The following is a 15,020-nucleotide window of genomic DNA, read 5'->3' on the forward strand; positions in this document are numbered from 1 at the left end:
ACCATCTGTCAACAGGGTCTTCTCGTGAAAACTGACGAAAAGAGGCGGGTGGCCCGCACCGCGGGAAGGCCGTCCGACGGCGATGGGGCGACCGGGATCAAGCTCGGGCGGCTCGGCAATTATGTCGGCTTTCGCATGCGCCGCGTCCAGAACCAATTGTCCGCCCTGTTTGCCGCGGCGACCACTCACTACGGCATCCGCTCGGGACTGTTCTCCTCGCTTGCGCTGATCGAGGCCAATCCCGGCATCTCGCAGCAGGAACTGTCGAGCACGGTCGGTCTCGACAAGTCGATCACGGTGCAGATCGTCGACGAGCTCGAGAAGCGCGGCTGGGCGAAGCGCGAGCGCTCCACGGTCGATCGCCGCCGCCATTCGCTGACCATCCTGCCGGGCGGCGAGAAGACGCTCGACGAACTGTTCGCGATCATGGTCGATGTGGAGGCCAAGGTGCTGGCCCAGCTCGATGCCGACGAGCGGCCGATGTTCGACGCTGCGCTCGACCGCATGTACGGCGTCTTCCACCGCTAGCGAAAAGCGCTCGCCGCCTGCCGCCGCGCTTCGGCTTTCTGCACGCGCGCCTCGGGCGACCGCAGCCACCCGGCCCGGACCAGCCCGTCGACCGCCGCGTCGAAGCGGCGCAGATAGTCCGTCGCGCCGCCGGGATAGAGTTGCCGCAACCGCTCGCGTGACAGTGGCACGCGGCGCATCGGGATGGCCGGGCTGCCGATACCCGGCGCCGCCTGGTCGCAGTTCGATCCTTCCGGCGCCTTGCCGTAGCGGGCGAGCGGAACGGCGATCTGGGCGGGGCGGATGCCGCCCAACGTGTTGCCGTTGGAGTCGCGGACCTGAACCAGTTCGCGATGCCGGAGCCGGGCGGCGCGCGGCGGCGGAACGCCCTCCCGCACCCAGCGCTCGAGATTGGCGTGGGCGGCCCGGGCAAAGGCCGCAATGTCGATATCGCTCGGCTGATACGGGCAGGCGTCGACGGGTGGCGCGAACGGCTGTTTCAGCCGCCACGCGATCTGCCGCTCGGCAAGAAAAGTGCGGAGCCCGCCCGAGCCGTGGGTGGTGCCGGGCAGCTCGTACAGGCGGTGCGCCCCGGGGCTTCGGTCGCGATCGGGGGTCTGCGGTTCGCGGTTGGTGATCGCCTCATTCTCGCTCTGCAGTTCGATCACGGGCACGTCGACGGGGCGGTTGGGCCGCCGCGGATCGTCCACCCCCGGCATCGGCAAGCGCCCGTTGAGTGGGAGATAGCCCGAGCGGAAACTGAAGCCCGAGATCCCGATCAGGTAGCCGTCGATCAGCGGTCGGCCCGAGGCCGTTCGGGCGCGATCGTGAAAGCCCTCGTTGATGAAGGTGCGAAGCAGGCTGCCGGTGAACGACCAGCCCGACGAGAACACCCGCCGCACCGCGAGGCCCCTCAGCGGCCCGGCCGGATCGCGCAGCAGCCGGGCGCTGTCGGTCAGCACGTCCCAGCGGATGCCATCCTCCTCCGCCGGCCAGCGAAGCGGGGCGTAGCGTTCCGGGTTGAACCAGCGCAGCGTCAGCGGCGCCATCACGGGAACCGGCCCGGGCCTCGCCCGCCGCGTATTCTCGTCCGCGCCGCTCATCACCGACACGAACGCGTCGCCGCGTTCCAGCACATAGGGCGCGAGGGTCTGCCAATTGTCGTTGCCGCGGAACGGATGCGCCGGGTTGAGCTGCACCGTACCGCTGAAACGCCGCGGGTCGCGCGGACGGATCACGATCAAGCGAGTGACGTACGGAACGCCGCGCTGCACCACCGCAAGCCCGTCGCCATAGACATTGGCGACGCCCGACTGGAACCACTCCTCGCGGACATAGCCTGCCCGGCGCAGCGCGGCGTCGGCGGTGGAGCCCGGCTCGGCCGGATCGAGCCACATCGGGGAGGAAGCAGTCGGCGCGGGCGCGCGCCGGACCTCCGCCGCCTCCGCCCTTCCCGGGGCGAGCGCGACGAGGGCCGAAAGCCACATCAGGGCGGGAATGAGCCATCTCATCGGGAACCGATCCTCGCCATCCTGTCACATTCGATTTGACCGTTTGCGCAAAAAATGGCTTCCCGCAGCACATGGCAGCAAACCACAATCCTCACGGACCCCTCAGCCAACTCACCGGCTATCATCTCCGGCGCGCCTCGTCGGTGTTCGCCGCGGACTTCGCGCGGGCGATGGAGGGGACTGGGCTGCGCCAGGTGCTGCTCGGGATCCTGGCGGTGGTGTCGGCCAATCCAGGGATCAACCAGGGGTCGGTCGGCCGGCTGCTCGGGATCAAGCGCGCCAACATGGTGTCGCTGATCAACGAACTGATCGATGCCGGACTGGTCGATCGCGAGGTCGATGCGAGCGATCGCCGCGCCTTCACCCTCAAGGTCAGTCGCCGTGGCGGCGCCGCTCTCAAGGATGCGCTGGTCCGGATCGAACTGCACGAACAGCAGCTGCTGGCGGGCTTCACCGCTGACGAATCCCGCATCCTGCTCGACCTGCTCGGGCGGATCGAACGGCACGAGCCCGCGGTCGACTAGAGGCCGAGCAGAGTCGCCGCATTGCCCTTGAGGATCCGGTCGCGAAGCTCGGGCTTGAACCCCGCCTCGTCATAGGCCGCGATCCACTTGTCGGGGGTGATCAGCGGAAAGTCGGACCCGAACAGGAATTTGTGCCCGAGCTGGCTGTTGGCGTAGCGGATGATCTGCGGCGGGAAATATTTGGGGCTCCAGCCGGACAGGTCGATGAACACGTTCGGCTTGTGCAGCGCCATCGACAGGCTTTCGTCGGTCCACGGCCAGCCGGGATGGGCCAGGATGATCTTCATTTCCGGGAAGGCCACCGCGACCTCGTCGACCAGCATCGGCTGCCCGTAGCGCAGGCGGATCCCGCCACCGCCCGGCATGCCGGTGCCCATTCCCGAATGGCCAGTGTGGAAGATCGCCGGCAATTTGTAGTGATTGATCAGCTCGTAGAGCGGCCACGCCATCCGGTCGGAGGGATCGAAACCCTGCAGCGGCGGGTGGAACTTGAAGCCCTTCACCCCATGCTTCTCGATGAGGTCGCGGGCCTCGATCACACCCAGCTTGCCCTTGTGCGGGTCGATCGAGGCGAAGGCCATCATGATGTCGCTGTTGGCGGCAGCGGCCTCCGCAATCTCCTCGTTGCGGATCCGGCGGATGCCGGTGCCCGCTTCCATGTCGACCGCGAACATGACGAACCCGACCTCGCGCTCGCGATAATGAGCGATGGTTTCGGGGATGGTCGGGCGGCGGCGGTCGGTCTTGAAATAGCGGGTGCTGGCGTCGAGGAACTCGGCGAAGATAGGGTCTTCGGGGTCGTGGCAGGACACTTCGGCATGGACGTGGATGTCGATCGCCTTGAGCCTGGACACGTCCACCTGTCGTTACTCCTGTTCCGCGAGGATCAGCGCGTCGAGCGCGACCACGCCTTCGCCCCTGGGGAAGACGATCACCGGATTGAGGTCGATCTCGCGGATCGACGGCGTCCCCGCCAGCACCCGGCCGAGCGTTTCGATCAGCGCGGCGACCGCTTCGACGTCGAGCGCAGGGGAGCCGCGATAGCCGTCGAGCAGCGCCCCCTGCTTGAGCGCGCGCAGTTCGGCGACGATCGCCTCGCGCGGGAGGTCGATCGGCAGCAGTCGCACGTCGTGCAGCAGCTCGGCGGTCACGCCGCCGAAGCCGACCAGAATGACCGGCCCCCATTCGGGATCGTTGCGCGCGCCCACGATCAGCTCGACCCCGCGCTTGCCCATCGCCTCGACCTGCGCGCCGTCGAGCGCGATCGCAGAGTCATAGGCGGCGACATTGCCGTACAGCCGCTCCCATGCCGCTTCTAGCGACGCCTCGTCGGCGATCGACAGGATCACGCCGCCGGCATCGCTCTTGTGGCTGAGCGCCGCGGCCTGCGCCTTCAGCGCGATCGGATAGCCGATCTCGCCCGCGATCTTCACGGCCTCCTCCAGCGAGGCCGCGAAGCCCCCCGGCGGGAACGGAAGTCCGACCGGGCCGAGCAGCCGCTTGGCCGCATATTCGGGCACTACCCCGCCCGGCACGTCGAGCCGGATCGGTGATGCCGGGGCGCTGCCATGGTCCTGCGCCGCGGCCCTGATGAGGTGGCGCAGCGCGCGGAAGGCGCGGTCGGGCGACGGGAAATAGGTGACCCCCACCGCGCGCAGCCCGGTGACATAGTCGGCCGGCACCTCGGCGCCCTCGTCCAGCCCGGCGAAGATGATCGGCTTTTCGGGCGCCAGCGCGGTGATCGCCTCGGTGATCGGCAGGAACTTGCGCGAGGAGGTGGCGGGATCGGTCTGAATAATCCCGAACACCAGCGCGGCAAAGGCGTCGTCGGCCAGCAGGGGGATCAACGTCCGGCGGTAAAGGTCGGGATCGACCAGCGCCTGCGCGGTCAGGTCCATCGGGTTGGACACCGGGATGAAATCGGGAATGGCGCCGCGCAGCGCGTCGGCGGTGGCGCCCGACATCGGCGGCAGGTCGAGCCCGATCTGCTCGGCAAGGTCGAGCGTCAGTGCCTTGAAGGCGCCGCTCTCCGTCAGCACCGCAGTGCCCCCGGCCCTGACCTTGCCTGCGCGGACCGCAAGTTCGGTGACGTCGCCCAGCGCCTCGAGGCTGTCGACCAGGATGGCGCCGGCGCGGGTCACCTTGGCCTTCATCAGCTGCCAGTCGCCGGCCATCGCCCCGGTGTGGGTCGCGGCGCTTTCCCGCGCGGCGCTGGAAGTGCCGGGGTGGAGGAGGACGATCGGCTTGCCGATGTCGCGGGCGCGTTCGACCAGGCAGAGGAAGCGGGCCGGCTGGCGGAACTGCTCCACGATCATCGCAATCGCCTGCGTCCCGGAGTCGCCGAGCAGATGCTCGACATAATCCTCGACGCCCGACGCCGCCTCGTTGCCGGTCGAGACCGACAGGGTCAGCGCGAGGTCCTTGGCCATCAGGGTAGTGCCGAGCACCACCGCCATCGCGCCCGACTGGCTGACGATCGCCACCGCCGGCTTGTTCTCGGTGGCCAGCACCGGCGCCTCGATGAAGGTCAGCGGCACGCCCGCGGCATAATTGACCAGCCCGAGGCAGTTCGGGCCGAGCACGATCATGTCATGGTCGCGGGCGATCCGCGCCACCTCCGCCTGCGCCGCAAGCCCCTCGTCACCGCCCTCGGCGAACCCGGCGGAAAAGATGATCGCAGCACCGGCCTTGCGCGCGGCAAGCTCGCGCACCGCGGGAAGCACCGCCGGCCCGGGGATCGCAAGCACCGCGACATCGACGCCCTCGGGCAGGTCCGTGATCGATGGCAGGCAGGGCCGCCCGTCGATTTCGCTCCGCTTGGGATTGATGAGGTGGACCGCGCCGGAAAAGCCGTGGCGGTCGAGGTTGCGCATCACCGAATTGCCAAGCGCGCCAAGCGTCGGCGACGCCCCGACGATCGCCACGGAACGAGGGGTAATCAGGCGGGAAAGATCGGGCATCGGCGGGTCCGGCTGCGAAAGGCGTGAAAGGACGAACCGCCCCGGATCCGATCCGGGGCGGCAGGGGATCAGGAAGCGACCCGATCCTTGTCGTAGGCGCCGAGCCCCGGCTTGTAGCTCTTCTCGTCGATGAACTGGCGAATGCCTTCCTTGCGGCCTTCATTGTCGTAGCTGTTGGCCGCTTCCTGCGCGCGGACGAGATAATCCTCGGCCTCGTCATAGGTCATGGTGCCGACCCGCTTCATCGCATCCTTGGTCGCCTTCAGCGCCACCGGGTTCTTCTCCAGCAGCACGCGGGCGACTTCGCTCACCCGGTCCTTGAGCTGGGCAAGCGGCAGCGCCTCGTTGACCAGGCCCCAGGCCTCGGCGGTCTTGCCGTCGATATTCTCGCCCATCATCGCGTGATACATCGCCTTGCGCAGCGGCATCAGTTCGTGCGCCACCTTGGTCGCTCCGCCGCCGGGCAGGATGCCCCAGTTGATCTCGGACAGGCCGAACTTGGCTTCCTCTGCCGCAAAGGCGAGGTCGCAGGCGAACAGCGGGCCGTAACCGCCGCCGAAGCACCAGCCGTTGACCATCGCGATGGTCGGCTTCTGGTACCAGCGCAGGCGCCGCCACCAGCCATAGCTTTCGCGCTGCGCCTTGCGGGTGCCGGCAAGGCCGTCCTTCTCGGTCTCGCGGAAATATTCCTTGAGATCCATGCCCGCGCTCCACGCCTGTCCTTCGCCCGACAGCACCAGCACGCCGACGTCGGAACGGAATTCGAGCAGGTCGAGCACCTCCATCATGTCGCGGTTGAGCGTCGGGCTCATCGCATTGCGCTTGTCCGGGCGGTTGAACCGCACCCAGGCGATCCGGTCGACGACATCATAGGCGACAACGCCGTTGCTGCTGGTCTCGCTCATCTTTGTCTTTCCTCGTCGGCGCGTGGGCGCGCTCGTTATGCGGTTTGAAGCGGGAGGCCGCTCAGATCGGATAATGGCCGGGCTGGGTTTCGATCGTGATCCAGCGCAGTTCGGTGAAGGCGTCGACGCCGGCCTTGCCGCCGAAGCGGCCGTAGCCCGAGGCCTTGACCCCGCCGAACGGCATCTGCGCCTCGTCGTGCACGGTCGGCCCGTTGATGTGGCAGATGCCCGACTTGATCTGCCGCGCGACCTTGAGGCCGCGGGCGGTGTCGCGGGTGAAGACCGAGGCCGAGAGGCCATATTCGGTGTCGTTGGCAAGCTCGATCGCATGCGCTTCGTCGCGGGCGCGGATGATGCCGACCACCGGGCCGAAGCTTTCGTGGCGGAACAGCTTCATCTCGGGCGTGACCTTGTCGACCACGTGCGCGGGCATCAGAACGCCATTCGCCTCGCCGCCGGTGACCTGCACCGCGCCCTCGGCCACCGCGTCGGCGACCAGCGAAGCGCACCAGTCGACCGCCTTGCGATCGACCACCGCGCCCAATGGAGTCTTGCCCTCGCGCGGATCGCCGACCGCCATGGTCTTCACCTTGGCGCCGAACTTCTCGACAAAGGCGTCGGCGACGCTGTCGACGACGATGATCCGCTCGGTCGACATGCAGATCTGGCCCTGGTTCATGAACGCCCCGAACGCCGCCGCCTTGACTGCCTCGTCGAGGTCGGCGTCCTCCAGCACGATCAACGGCGCCTTGCCGCCGAGCTCGAGCAGCACGGGCTTCAGATGCTCCGCCGCGCGCTTGGCGATGATCTTGCCGACGTTGGTCGAGCCGGTGAAGTTGATCCGGCGGACTTGCGGATGGTCGATCAGCGCGCCGACGATTTCGGCCGCATCCTCGGGAGCGTTGGTGACGATCGACACCGCGCCGGCCGGCAGCGCCTCATTGAAGGCTTCGGCGATGAGGCTGTGGGTGCGCGGGCATTGCTCGCTGGCCTTGAACACGACGGTGTTGCCGCACGCCAGCGGCACCGCCACCGCGCGCACGCCAAGAATGATCGGGGCGTTCCACGGGGCGATGCCGAGCATCACGCCAACCGGTTCGCGCAGCGCCATGGCGATGCAGCCCGGCTTGTCCGAGGGGATCACCTCGCCGCCGATCTGGGTGGTCAACGCCGCAGCCTCGCGGACCATGCCGACCGCCAGCATCAGGTTGAAGCGGGCCCAGCCCTCGGTTGCGCCGATCTCGCCCATCATCGCGTCGACGAACTGGTCGGCCTTGGCGGCAAGCGCGTCGGCGGCGGCGTTGAGCTTGGCGCGGCGGGCGTTGGGACCGAGCGCGGACCATTCGGGGAATGCCGCAGCAGCCGCGTCCACCGCGGCATTGGCCTGTTCGACGCCGAATGCGGGGGCGGTGGTGGCGGTCTCCCCGGTCACCGGGTTGAGCCTGGTAAAGCTGCGATCGCTCGCCTGCGCTGCGGTAGCCATAGTTCCTCCTCAAGAACTGTTATGCAATATAACCTAAACACCAATTTTCGGGTGGTCAATCGAACAATTCGGCAATCGCCGTCTGCGGAGCGCCGCCGAGCAGGGCCGCGCAGAAATCTGCCGACCGGGTGGCCGACCACGGCTCCGATGCCAAGGCGGCACAAGCGGCGAATTTGGCTTCGAGATCGTCGTCGCTCAAGGGCCGGCGCGGGTCGCCTGCGGCAATCGCGATCTCGGCCCTGGCTTTCCGGCCATCGCGAAGGTGGATGGTCAGCGATCCCGACGCGGCCTGCTCCCGTCCCCATGCAGGATTTGGCCGTTCGCCGACCTTGCCCGCAAGCTCGCGAATCGCGGGATCGGCGAGGCGTTCGGGAAGAAAGCTCAGCAGGCCCACCTCGCCGTGCAGCAGCGCGGTGGCGACGGTGAACGGGATGCTGAACTTGGCGTCGCCGGGATGCTTCGGATCGTGGCGCATCAGCATGGCCTGGATCGGCCCGGTTTCCGCCTCGATTCGGTCGATGTCGCCCGCTTCGATCGCGTTCCGAACTTGCAGCGCCGCCTCGATATACGGATGCGTTCCGCGGCAGCTCGGCCACGGCTTGAAACTCATTTCCTCGCCAAGGAACCGCTCGCCAAGCCGGTCGAGCAGCGCTGACCCCGGACCGCCGCCGCCGTAAACGGCGAAGAAGCCCGCGCGGCCTTCGAGCGGTTGGGCGAACGCGCCTGCACCGCCCGCAGCCAGCAGCGTCGCGTCCACCGCGCCGCGCGCAGCAAACGCCTCCCGCACCCCGCGGATGGGAGAGCCCGCATCATATTTGATCTCGCCCGGAAACGCGCCCTGCAGCATCGCCAGTCCCATCGCGGCGCGGATGCCGTCGTCGTCCAGCCCGAGGAAGCGCGCGCAGGCCGCTGCGCCGGCGAGGAGGTTGACCAGCGGCGGCGGATACCAGCCGCCCTCCTCGAAAGGCCGGGCTGGCGCCAGCGACAGCCGGCAGGCCAGATCGCCGCCCAGCGCCAGCGCATCGAGCAGCTCGCCCAGCGTCGCCTCGCGCCGCGCAGACGCCAGCGCGAGCAGCGCCGGAACCAGCGCGGCGTGGGGGTGTGCGGGGCCGGCGTCGAAGGTGTCGCCATAATCCAGCGCATGCGCCAGCGCACCATTGGCGAGCGCGGCCCGCGACACGCTGCTGGTCCGCCGCGATCCGATCAGCCGGGCCGGACCAGCTTCGGATTCGGCCAATCGGCGATAGGGAAGGACGTCCTCGCTGAGGCCGGTCGCCCCAAGCATCACGCCATAGGCGTCGAGCAGGGCGCGGCGGGCGGCCCGGATGGCGGAGCGCGGAAGCCGTTCGCCCGGCATCGCCATATGCGCCGCAATTTCGTCCGAGATTGCTTTACCGGAAAACATTCTTGCAAGGGCTTTCATCAGCGCTACGAAAGAAGCAAGCGAAAAGCCGATGGAGGTTCGTACCATGGTGTCCTGGCTGGCGCTCGCCGCCGTTTCCGCGCACGTCGCGCCCGCCGCAGCCGTTGCTCCCACCGCCGTCTACAGCCTCGACGAGCGCACCCGCTGGGCGGCCGCCATGCCGCCGCGCTGGAATGGCACGCTGCTGCTCTACAGCCGCGGATATTCGCCCTCCCCCGGCAAGCCCGAGCCCGGTTCGCCCGGGCAGCGCCAGGCCCTGCTCGACGCCGGTTATGCGATCGCCGCCTCCGATTATGGCAGCGGCGGCTGGGCCGTGGAGCAGGCGGTTCCGGCGCAGCGGCGGACCATCGCCGCCTTTGCCGCCCGCTACGGCAAGCCGCGCCGGGTGATCGCCTGGGGCAGCTCGATGGGCGGGCTCGTCACCACCGCATTGGCCGAGCAGCCGGGCAGCGGCATCGACGGGGCGCTGGCGGTCTGCGCGTCAATCGGCGGGTCGCTCGGCATGATGAACATGGCGCTGAACGGGGCCTATGCCTTCCGCACCCTGGTCGCACCGAACGCGGGGATCCAGCTGGTCGGAATCAAGGACGATCGCGCCAACGGACAACGAGTTGCGGGCGCACTCGCCGAGGCCGTGAAGAGTCCCGGCGGAAGGGCGCGAGTCGCGCTGGCCGGAGTGCTGGCTGGCATCCCGTCATGGACCAGCCCCGACAACCCGCGTCCGGCCGAGAGCGACTTTGACGCGCAGGCAGACGAAATCTCGCGCTCGTTCGTGATGGGTGTGTTCCTGCCCCGTAGCGACCAGGAGCAGCGCGCCGGCGGCGTCTTTTCGTGGAACGACGGCGTCGACTATCGCCAGCAGCTTGCCGCCTCGGGACGCCGCCCGCTGGTCGAGGCGCTGTATCGCAAGGCCGGGCTCGACCTCGACCGGGACCTCGCCACCCTCAATCGCGGCGAACGAGTCCGCGCCGCGCCGGCCGCGGTGGCCTACATGCGCGCCCATTATGCGCCGAACGCGCGCCCGCTGGTGCCGCTGGTCGCGCTGCAGACGGTCGGCGACGGGCTGACTTCCCCCACCATGCAGCGCGCCTATGCCGATGCGGCCGGAGCAGCGCGGGTGCGCAGCCTGTTCGTCGAGCGCGCCGGTCATTGCACCGCGCCCGCAACCGCCGTCCTGGCCGCGATCCGGATGGTCGAGGCGCGGGTCGCCACCGGCCGCTGGTCACCGCCCGCGCCGGGCGTCTTCACCGCTTACCGGCCAAGCCCGATGCTGCGTTCCTGCTTCCGCAACCGCCGCTGCAGCTAGGCGCTTTCGCGGGCGATCACCCGGAAGCCCACGTCGATCATCGTATCGAACGGCTCGCCCGCCGCGCGGGCCCGGAGCGCGCGCAGCACTTCGCGGGCGATCCGTGCGCCGTCGACGTCGACCGAGGTGATGGTCGGCCGCATGTCGCCGGCCATGCGCAGGTTGCCGAAGCCGACCACCGCAAGCTGATCGGGAACGCGCACGCCCGCGGCATTCGCTTCGACGATCAGCCCCTGTGCGATCCAGTCCGACCCGCACACCACCACGTCGGGCTGCTCGGGCAGATCGGCGAGCGCGCGGAACGACAGCCGGCCCTGGCCGAAGTGGCTCGGCACATTGACCTCCATCCGGGTCGGCGACGGCCCTCCGTCATGTACCCAGCGGGTGGTGAAGCCGGTCGCGCGGCGCTCGGCGCGGGTCGAGCGCGGCACCACCAGATGCGGGCGGCGATAGCCCCGGGCGCGCAGGAACCGCGCCAGTTCCTCCCCGACCGCCCGGTGCGAGAAGCCGACCGCGATATCGATCGGGTCCTCGGGCATGCCCCAGGTTTCGACCACCGTGATCCCGGCCGAGCGCAGGCGCTGGCGGGTCTCGGGCTCGGACACGATCCCGGTCAGGATGATCGCGTCGACCCGGCGGGCGAGCGCCATGTTAATCTCGCGCGTCAGGCCGCGATTGTCGGCCCCGGTCAACGCCAGCATCACGCTGTTGCCGTCGCTCGCCAGCTCCTCGATCATCGCTTCGACCGTGTCGTTGAAGATCGATTGCGCGATGTCGGGCACCAGCGCGGCGATGATCCGGCTGCGGCTGGTCGCAAGCGCTCCGGCCGCGAGGTTCTGGACATAGCCGGTCGCCTCGATCGCCTCGCGGATCCGGACCCCGGTCGCCGAAGCCACCACCGCCGGATTGTTGAGGAAGCGCGACACGGTCGCGGCCGACACGCCGGCCATGGCGGCGACATCGTCGAGACGGGGGTTGCGGTTCGCCATGCTTCCGTTCTGGCGCAAAACCGGGCTCGCTGCAAAAGTGCTTGCAAGCGCTTTCATTGAGCGATAGCCATTTGTTATGTCGAATGACTTTGACCCGCTTGTCGCCGAGACGTTCGACAGCCCGCACGTCGATTATGCGCGCCTGCGCGAACAATGCCCGGTCGCACACAGCGAAGCGTGGGGCGGGTTCTGGGCCTTGACCAAGCATGACGATGTCGCCGCCGCAGCGGCCGACTGGCGGACTTTCACCACCTCTAAGCAGAACGTCATTCCCAAGGTCGCCTTTACCGGCCGCCGGCCGCCGCTCCACCTCGATCCGCCCGAGCATACGCCCTACCGCCGTGCGCTCGCGCCGCTGCTGGGCGAGAAGCAAATTTCTCGGCTCGAGCCGGTGATCCGCGACACCAGCCGCCGCCTGCTCGCCACGATGGTGACGCGCGGCGGGGGCGACATCGTGTCCGATTTCTCGGCGCCGATGCCGATCGCCACCTTCGCCCACTGGATGAACCTGACTCCGGACGCGGTCGAGCAGCTGACCGAGGCCGGTCGGCGCTACAACATCGCGGTCCAGTCGAACGACGTGGAAGCGACCAAGGAAACCAGCCTCACCCTGTACGACATGGCGCGCGGGGTGATCGCCGATCGCCGCGCCAATCCCATGCCGCCCGCCGAGGACGCCACCAGCGCCCTGCTCGCCGCGCGGGTCGATGGCGAACCGCTGCCGGACGAGATGATCGTCGGCACCATCCGCCAGGTGCTGGTGGTCGGGATCATCGCACCCAGCGTGATGATCGGATCGATCGCCGTCCACCTCGGCCGCGACCGCGCGCTGCAATCTAAGCTGCGCGCCGACCCCTCGCTGGTGCCCGCCGCGATCGAGGAGTTCCTGCGCCTCTACACGCCCTATCGCGGCTTTGCCCGCACTCCGCTGCACGACGTCACCATCCGCGGCCGGACGATCCCCAAGGACGCGCCGATCGCCCTCCTCTACGCCTCCGCCAACCGCGATGCCGAGGTCTTCCCCGAGCCCGACCGGTTCCGCATCGACCGTCCCAACATCCGCGACTCGATCGCTTTCGGCCGCGGCCCGCACATGTGCGTTGGCGCCCCGCTCGCCCGGCTTGAACTGACGGTCGCGCTGGAGGAAATGCTGGCCGCCGCACCCGGCTTTGCGCTCGACGGCGAGCCGCGCCAGACCCGCTTCCCGGAAATCGGCGCGCTGTCGGTCCCGGTGCGCTTCGAGGATGCGGCATGACCCACGTCCTGCTCGCTGCCGGCGACCTTGCCCCCGATCGTGACGATTACGACGAAAGCTACGTCGCCACCCGCAACGTGCTGAACGCTGCCGACATCACCTTCGGCCAGCTCGAAACCAGCTTCGCTGCCAAGGGCGTGCGCCTGCCCCAGGCCCGCCACGCGGTGCTCGCCCGCCCGGACGGCGCCGCCGCCCTTGCCCGCGGCGGGTTCGACGTCATCTCCATGGCCGGCAACCACGTGCTCGACTGGGGCAATGACGCCTTCTTCGAGACCAGGGAAAACCTCCAGGCCGCCGGACTACAGGTAGTCGGCGCCGGTGCCGACATCGCCGAAGCGCGACGGCCGGTGCGGATCACGCTCGGCGACGGCACCCGCATCGCGATCCTCGCTTATTCCAGCATCCTGCCCCATTCCTACTGGGCCGACGAGCGCCGCCCCGGCTGCGCGCCGATGCGGGCGCACACGCTGTACGAGCAGATCGAGCATGACCAGCCGGGCACTCCGGCGCGGGTCCACAGCTTCCCGCATCGCGAGGATCTTGCCGCGCTGGAGGCAGACATCAGCGCCGCCAAGGCCGACGCCGACCTGGTCTTCGTGTCGCTCCACTGGGGCATCCATTTCGTCCGCGCGGTGATCGCCGATTATCAGCGCGACGTCGCCCGGGCGGCGGTGGCGGCAGGGGCCGACGCGATCCTCGGCGGCCACGCCCACATCCTGAAAGGCTGCGAACTGATCGACGGCGCGCCGGTCTTCTATTCGCTGTGCAACTTCGCGACCGACCTCCGGATGGACCCGGTCCACGCCGCATCCAAAAGCTTCAACGAGATCCGCGTCCTCGCCGAGGAGTGGGAACCCGACTTCGACAGCCTGTACAATTTCCCGGCGGCGTCGCGCCTGTCGATCGTCGCCCGTTTCGAGATCGCAAACGGCAAGATCGTCCGCAGCGGCTTCCTGCCGCTGACCATCGGCACCGACGCCGTCCCCCGGTTCGCCGAACCCGGCAGCGCCGAGCATGACGAGGTCGTCGCCTACATGACCGCCATCACCCGCGAGGCCGGGCTCAACGCCCGCTATCGCAACGGCCAGGACATGGTCGAGCTGGAGCAGGCCGCATGAGCGGTCGTGCCCTGCCGCTGGAAGCCTATGTCTTCCTCTATCTTTGCGCCTACCTGCCCAACGTCATCGTCACCAAGCTGGTCACCAGCCAGGTCCACCCCGGCCTCGGCCGGCCGTTGACCGGGCTGGAAACGCTGCCCGCCTCGCTGATCATCAGCACGGTCATCACCTATCTCTTCATCTGGCTGTCGGGCTGGCACAAGGACGCCCACGGCGTGATGGTCCTGGGCCGGCGTCTCCCGGTGCCGACCAAATACACCCTGTGGTCGGGCTTCGGCACCGCACTGGTGCTGTTCACCGTGCCCCTGTCCTTCACCTTTCAGGGGGTCAGCATCCCCTTCATCCAGCTGCTGATGCGCGGCGACATCCTGGTCATCGCGCCGCTGGTCGATCTCGCCTTCGGCCGCAAGGTGCGGTGGTGGAGCTGGGTCGCGCTGTTCATGGTGCTGGTCGCGCTGATCATCACCATTGGCGACCGCGGCGGCTTCAACCTGCCTCCGCTCGCGATCCTGACGGTGGTGCTCTACACGGTCGGCTACTTCGTCCGCCTCGCGGTGATGACCAAGGTGTCGAAGACCGGCGATCCCGCCTCCGTCCGGCAATATTTCGTCGAGGAAAAGGTGTTCGCCCTGCCGTTGTCGGTGGCGATCCTAGCCGCCATCTCGGCCTCGGGCTTCGGAAGCCAGTCGGGCGCATTGAGCTGGGGGTTCGTCGAGGTCTGGACCGACCCCGTCATCCTCCCATTGCTCGCTATCGGCGTCACCCTGACCATCATCTCGGTGTTCGCGATCATCATCCTGCTCGACCCGCGCGAGAACGCTTATTGCGTGCCGCTGGAGCGCGCCGCGAGCCTGATCGCGGGCATCGGCGGCTCGCTGATCCTCGCCTGGGTGTGGGGGCTTCCGCACCCGCGCCCGGCCGAGCTGGTCGGTGCCGCCATCCTGATTGCTGCCATCGTCCTCTTGTCGCTCGCACCGCGCTTTGCCGAATCCAAGGCACGCGCGGCTCGGGCGGAGGCGAACTGAAACCCGTCCCGGAG

Annotated in this window: 13 protein-coding genes; 6 read left to right on the forward strand and 7 right to left on the reverse strand. The window is 68.6% G+C overall.

Going from position 1 to position 15,020, the window contains the following annotated elements:
* Positions 1–24 precede the first annotated feature (24 nt).
* The gene (locus GGQ97_RS00960; protein WP_168067226.1) at positions 25–528 is read left to right on the forward strand and encodes a MarR family transcriptional regulator; all 504 of its coding nucleotides are present in this window, start codon (positions 25–27) and stop codon (positions 526–528) included.
* Here GGQ97_RS00960 and GGQ97_RS00965 read toward each other — a convergent pair.
* Positions 525–2,018 (reverse strand): alpha/beta hydrolase domain-containing protein, encoded by a 1,494-nt coding sequence (locus GGQ97_RS00965; protein ID WP_168067227.1) that lies wholly within the window; start codon positions 2,016–2,018, stop codon positions 525–527. The two genes, GGQ97_RS00960 and GGQ97_RS00965, sit on opposite strands and share 4 nt — an antisense overlap.
* 71 nt (positions 2,019–2,089) lie before the next feature.
* On the opposite strand from GGQ97_RS00965, the gene GGQ97_RS00970 reads away from it, so the two are divergent.
* Positions 2,090–2,542 (forward strand): MarR family winged helix-turn-helix transcriptional regulator, encoded by a 453-nt coding sequence (locus tag GGQ97_RS00970; RefSeq protein WP_168067228.1) that lies wholly within the window; start codon positions 2,090–2,092, stop codon positions 2,540–2,542.
* Here GGQ97_RS00970 and GGQ97_RS00975 read toward each other — a convergent pair.
* The 5 genes from GGQ97_RS00975 to GGQ97_RS00995 form a co-directional block, all read right to left on the reverse strand.
* A complete protein-coding gene (locus tag GGQ97_RS00975; protein WP_168067229.1) occupies positions 2,539–3,402 on the reverse strand; it encodes an amidohydrolase family protein in 864 nt (287 codons plus the stop codon). The two genes, GGQ97_RS00970 and GGQ97_RS00975, sit on opposite strands and share 4 nt — an antisense overlap.
* Positions 3,403–3,408: 6 nt before the next feature.
* Positions 3,409–5,502 (reverse strand): acetate--CoA ligase family protein, encoded by a 2,094-nt coding sequence (locus GGQ97_RS00980; RefSeq protein WP_168067230.1) that lies wholly within the window; start codon positions 5,500–5,502, stop codon positions 3,409–3,411.
* Positions 5,503–5,570: 68 nt separating this feature from the next.
* Positions 5,571–6,407, reverse strand: a complete 837-nt coding sequence (locus tag GGQ97_RS00985) for a p-hydroxycinnamoyl CoA hydratase/lyase (protein ID WP_168067231.1) — start codon at positions 6,405–6,407, stop codon at positions 5,571–5,573.
* Positions 6,408–6,468: 61 nt separating this feature from the next.
* Positions 6,469–7,890 (reverse strand): aldehyde dehydrogenase, encoded by a 1,422-nt coding sequence (locus GGQ97_RS00990; protein WP_168067232.1) that lies wholly within the window; start codon positions 7,888–7,890, stop codon positions 6,469–6,471.
* 55 nt (positions 7,891–7,945) lie between these two features.
* Positions 7,946–9,295, reverse strand: a complete 1,350-nt coding sequence (locus tag GGQ97_RS00995) for an MmgE/PrpD family protein (protein ID WP_168067233.1) — start codon at positions 9,293–9,295, stop codon at positions 7,946–7,948.
* A gap of 49 nt (positions 9,296–9,344) precedes the next feature.
* Between GGQ97_RS00995 and GGQ97_RS01000 the strand changes: the two genes are divergently transcribed.
* Complete coding sequence (locus tag GGQ97_RS01000) at positions 9,345–10,619, forward strand: alpha/beta hydrolase family protein (protein ID WP_168067234.1); 1,275 nt, start codon at positions 9,345–9,347, stop codon at positions 10,617–10,619.
* On the opposite strand, the gene GGQ97_RS01005 is transcribed toward GGQ97_RS01000, so the two are convergent.
* Positions 10,616–11,608, reverse strand: coding sequence for a LacI family DNA-binding transcriptional regulator (locus tag GGQ97_RS01005; RefSeq protein ID WP_168067235.1), 993 nt, complete (start codon positions 11,606–11,608; stop codon positions 10,616–10,618). The two genes, GGQ97_RS01000 and GGQ97_RS01005, sit on opposite strands and share 4 nt — an antisense overlap.
* 76 nt (positions 11,609–11,684) lie before the next feature.
* On the opposite strand from GGQ97_RS01005, the gene GGQ97_RS01010 reads away from it, so the two are divergent.
* From GGQ97_RS01010 to GGQ97_RS01020, 3 genes are read left to right on the forward strand one after another with little or no spacing between them, the layout of a single operon-like run.
* On the forward strand, positions 11,685–12,863 hold the full coding sequence (locus tag GGQ97_RS01010) for a cytochrome P450 (protein ID WP_168067236.1): 1,179 nt from the start codon (positions 11,685–11,687) through the stop codon (positions 12,861–12,863).
* A complete protein-coding gene (locus tag GGQ97_RS01015; RefSeq protein ID WP_168067237.1) occupies positions 12,860–13,981 on the forward strand; it encodes a CapA family protein in 1,122 nt (373 codons plus the stop codon). The genes GGQ97_RS01010 and GGQ97_RS01015 overlap by 4 nt, the downstream gene beginning before the upstream one ends.
* Positions 13,978–15,006: a hypothetical protein gene (locus GGQ97_RS01020; protein ID WP_168067238.1), complete on the forward strand. Its 1,029-nt coding sequence runs from the start codon at positions 13,978–13,980 to the stop codon at positions 15,004–15,006. Before GGQ97_RS01015 ends, GGQ97_RS01020 begins: the two co-directional genes overlap by 4 nt.
* The last annotated feature ends 14 nt before the right edge of the window (positions 15,007–15,020 follow it).

The sequence above is a fragment of the Sphingomonas kaistensis genome, from assembly GCF_011927725.1.
Lineage (GTDB): Bacteria > Pseudomonadota > Alphaproteobacteria > Sphingomonadales > Sphingomonadaceae > Sphingomicrobium > Sphingomicrobium kaistense.

Excerpts from the sequence above, each read along its gene's own strand:
- GGQ97_RS00965 (WP_168067227.1), bottom strand. The coding sequence starts at position 2,018 with ATGAGATGGCTCATTCCCGCCCTGATGTGGCTTTCGGCCCTCGTCGCG.
- GGQ97_RS00970 (WP_168067228.1), top strand. The coding sequence starts at position 2,090 with ATGGCAGCAAACCACAATCCTCACGGACCCCTCAGCCAACTCACCGGC.
- GGQ97_RS00980 (WP_168067230.1), bottom strand. The coding sequence starts at position 5,502 with ATGCCCGATCTTTCCCGCCTGATTACCCCTCGTTCCGTGGCGATCGTC.
- GGQ97_RS00985 (WP_168067231.1), bottom strand. The coding sequence starts at position 6,407 with ATGAGCGAGACCAGCAGCAACGGCGTTGTCGCCTATGATGTCGTCGAC.
- GGQ97_RS00990 (WP_168067232.1), bottom strand. The coding sequence starts at position 7,890 with ATGGCTACCGCAGCGCAGGCGAGCGATCGCAGCTTTACCAGGCTCAAC.
- GGQ97_RS00995 (WP_168067233.1), bottom strand. The coding sequence starts at position 9,295 with ATGTTTTCCGGTAAAGCAATCTCGGACGAAATTGCGGCGCATATGGCG.
- GGQ97_RS01000 (WP_168067234.1), top strand. The coding sequence starts at position 9,345 with ATGGAGGTTCGTACCATGGTGTCCTGGCTGGCGCTCGCCGCCGTTTCC.
- GGQ97_RS01005 (WP_168067235.1), bottom strand. The coding sequence starts at position 11,608 with ATGGCGAACCGCAACCCCCGTCTCGACGATGTCGCCGCCATGGCCGGC.
- GGQ97_RS01010 (WP_168067236.1), top strand. The coding sequence starts at position 11,685 with ATGTCGAATGACTTTGACCCGCTTGTCGCCGAGACGTTCGACAGCCCG.
- GGQ97_RS01015 (WP_168067237.1), top strand. The coding sequence starts at position 12,860 with ATGACCCACGTCCTGCTCGCTGCCGGCGACCTTGCCCCCGATCGTGAC.
- GGQ97_RS01020 (WP_168067238.1), top strand. The coding sequence starts at position 13,978 with ATGAGCGGTCGTGCCCTGCCGCTGGAAGCCTATGTCTTCCTCTATCTT.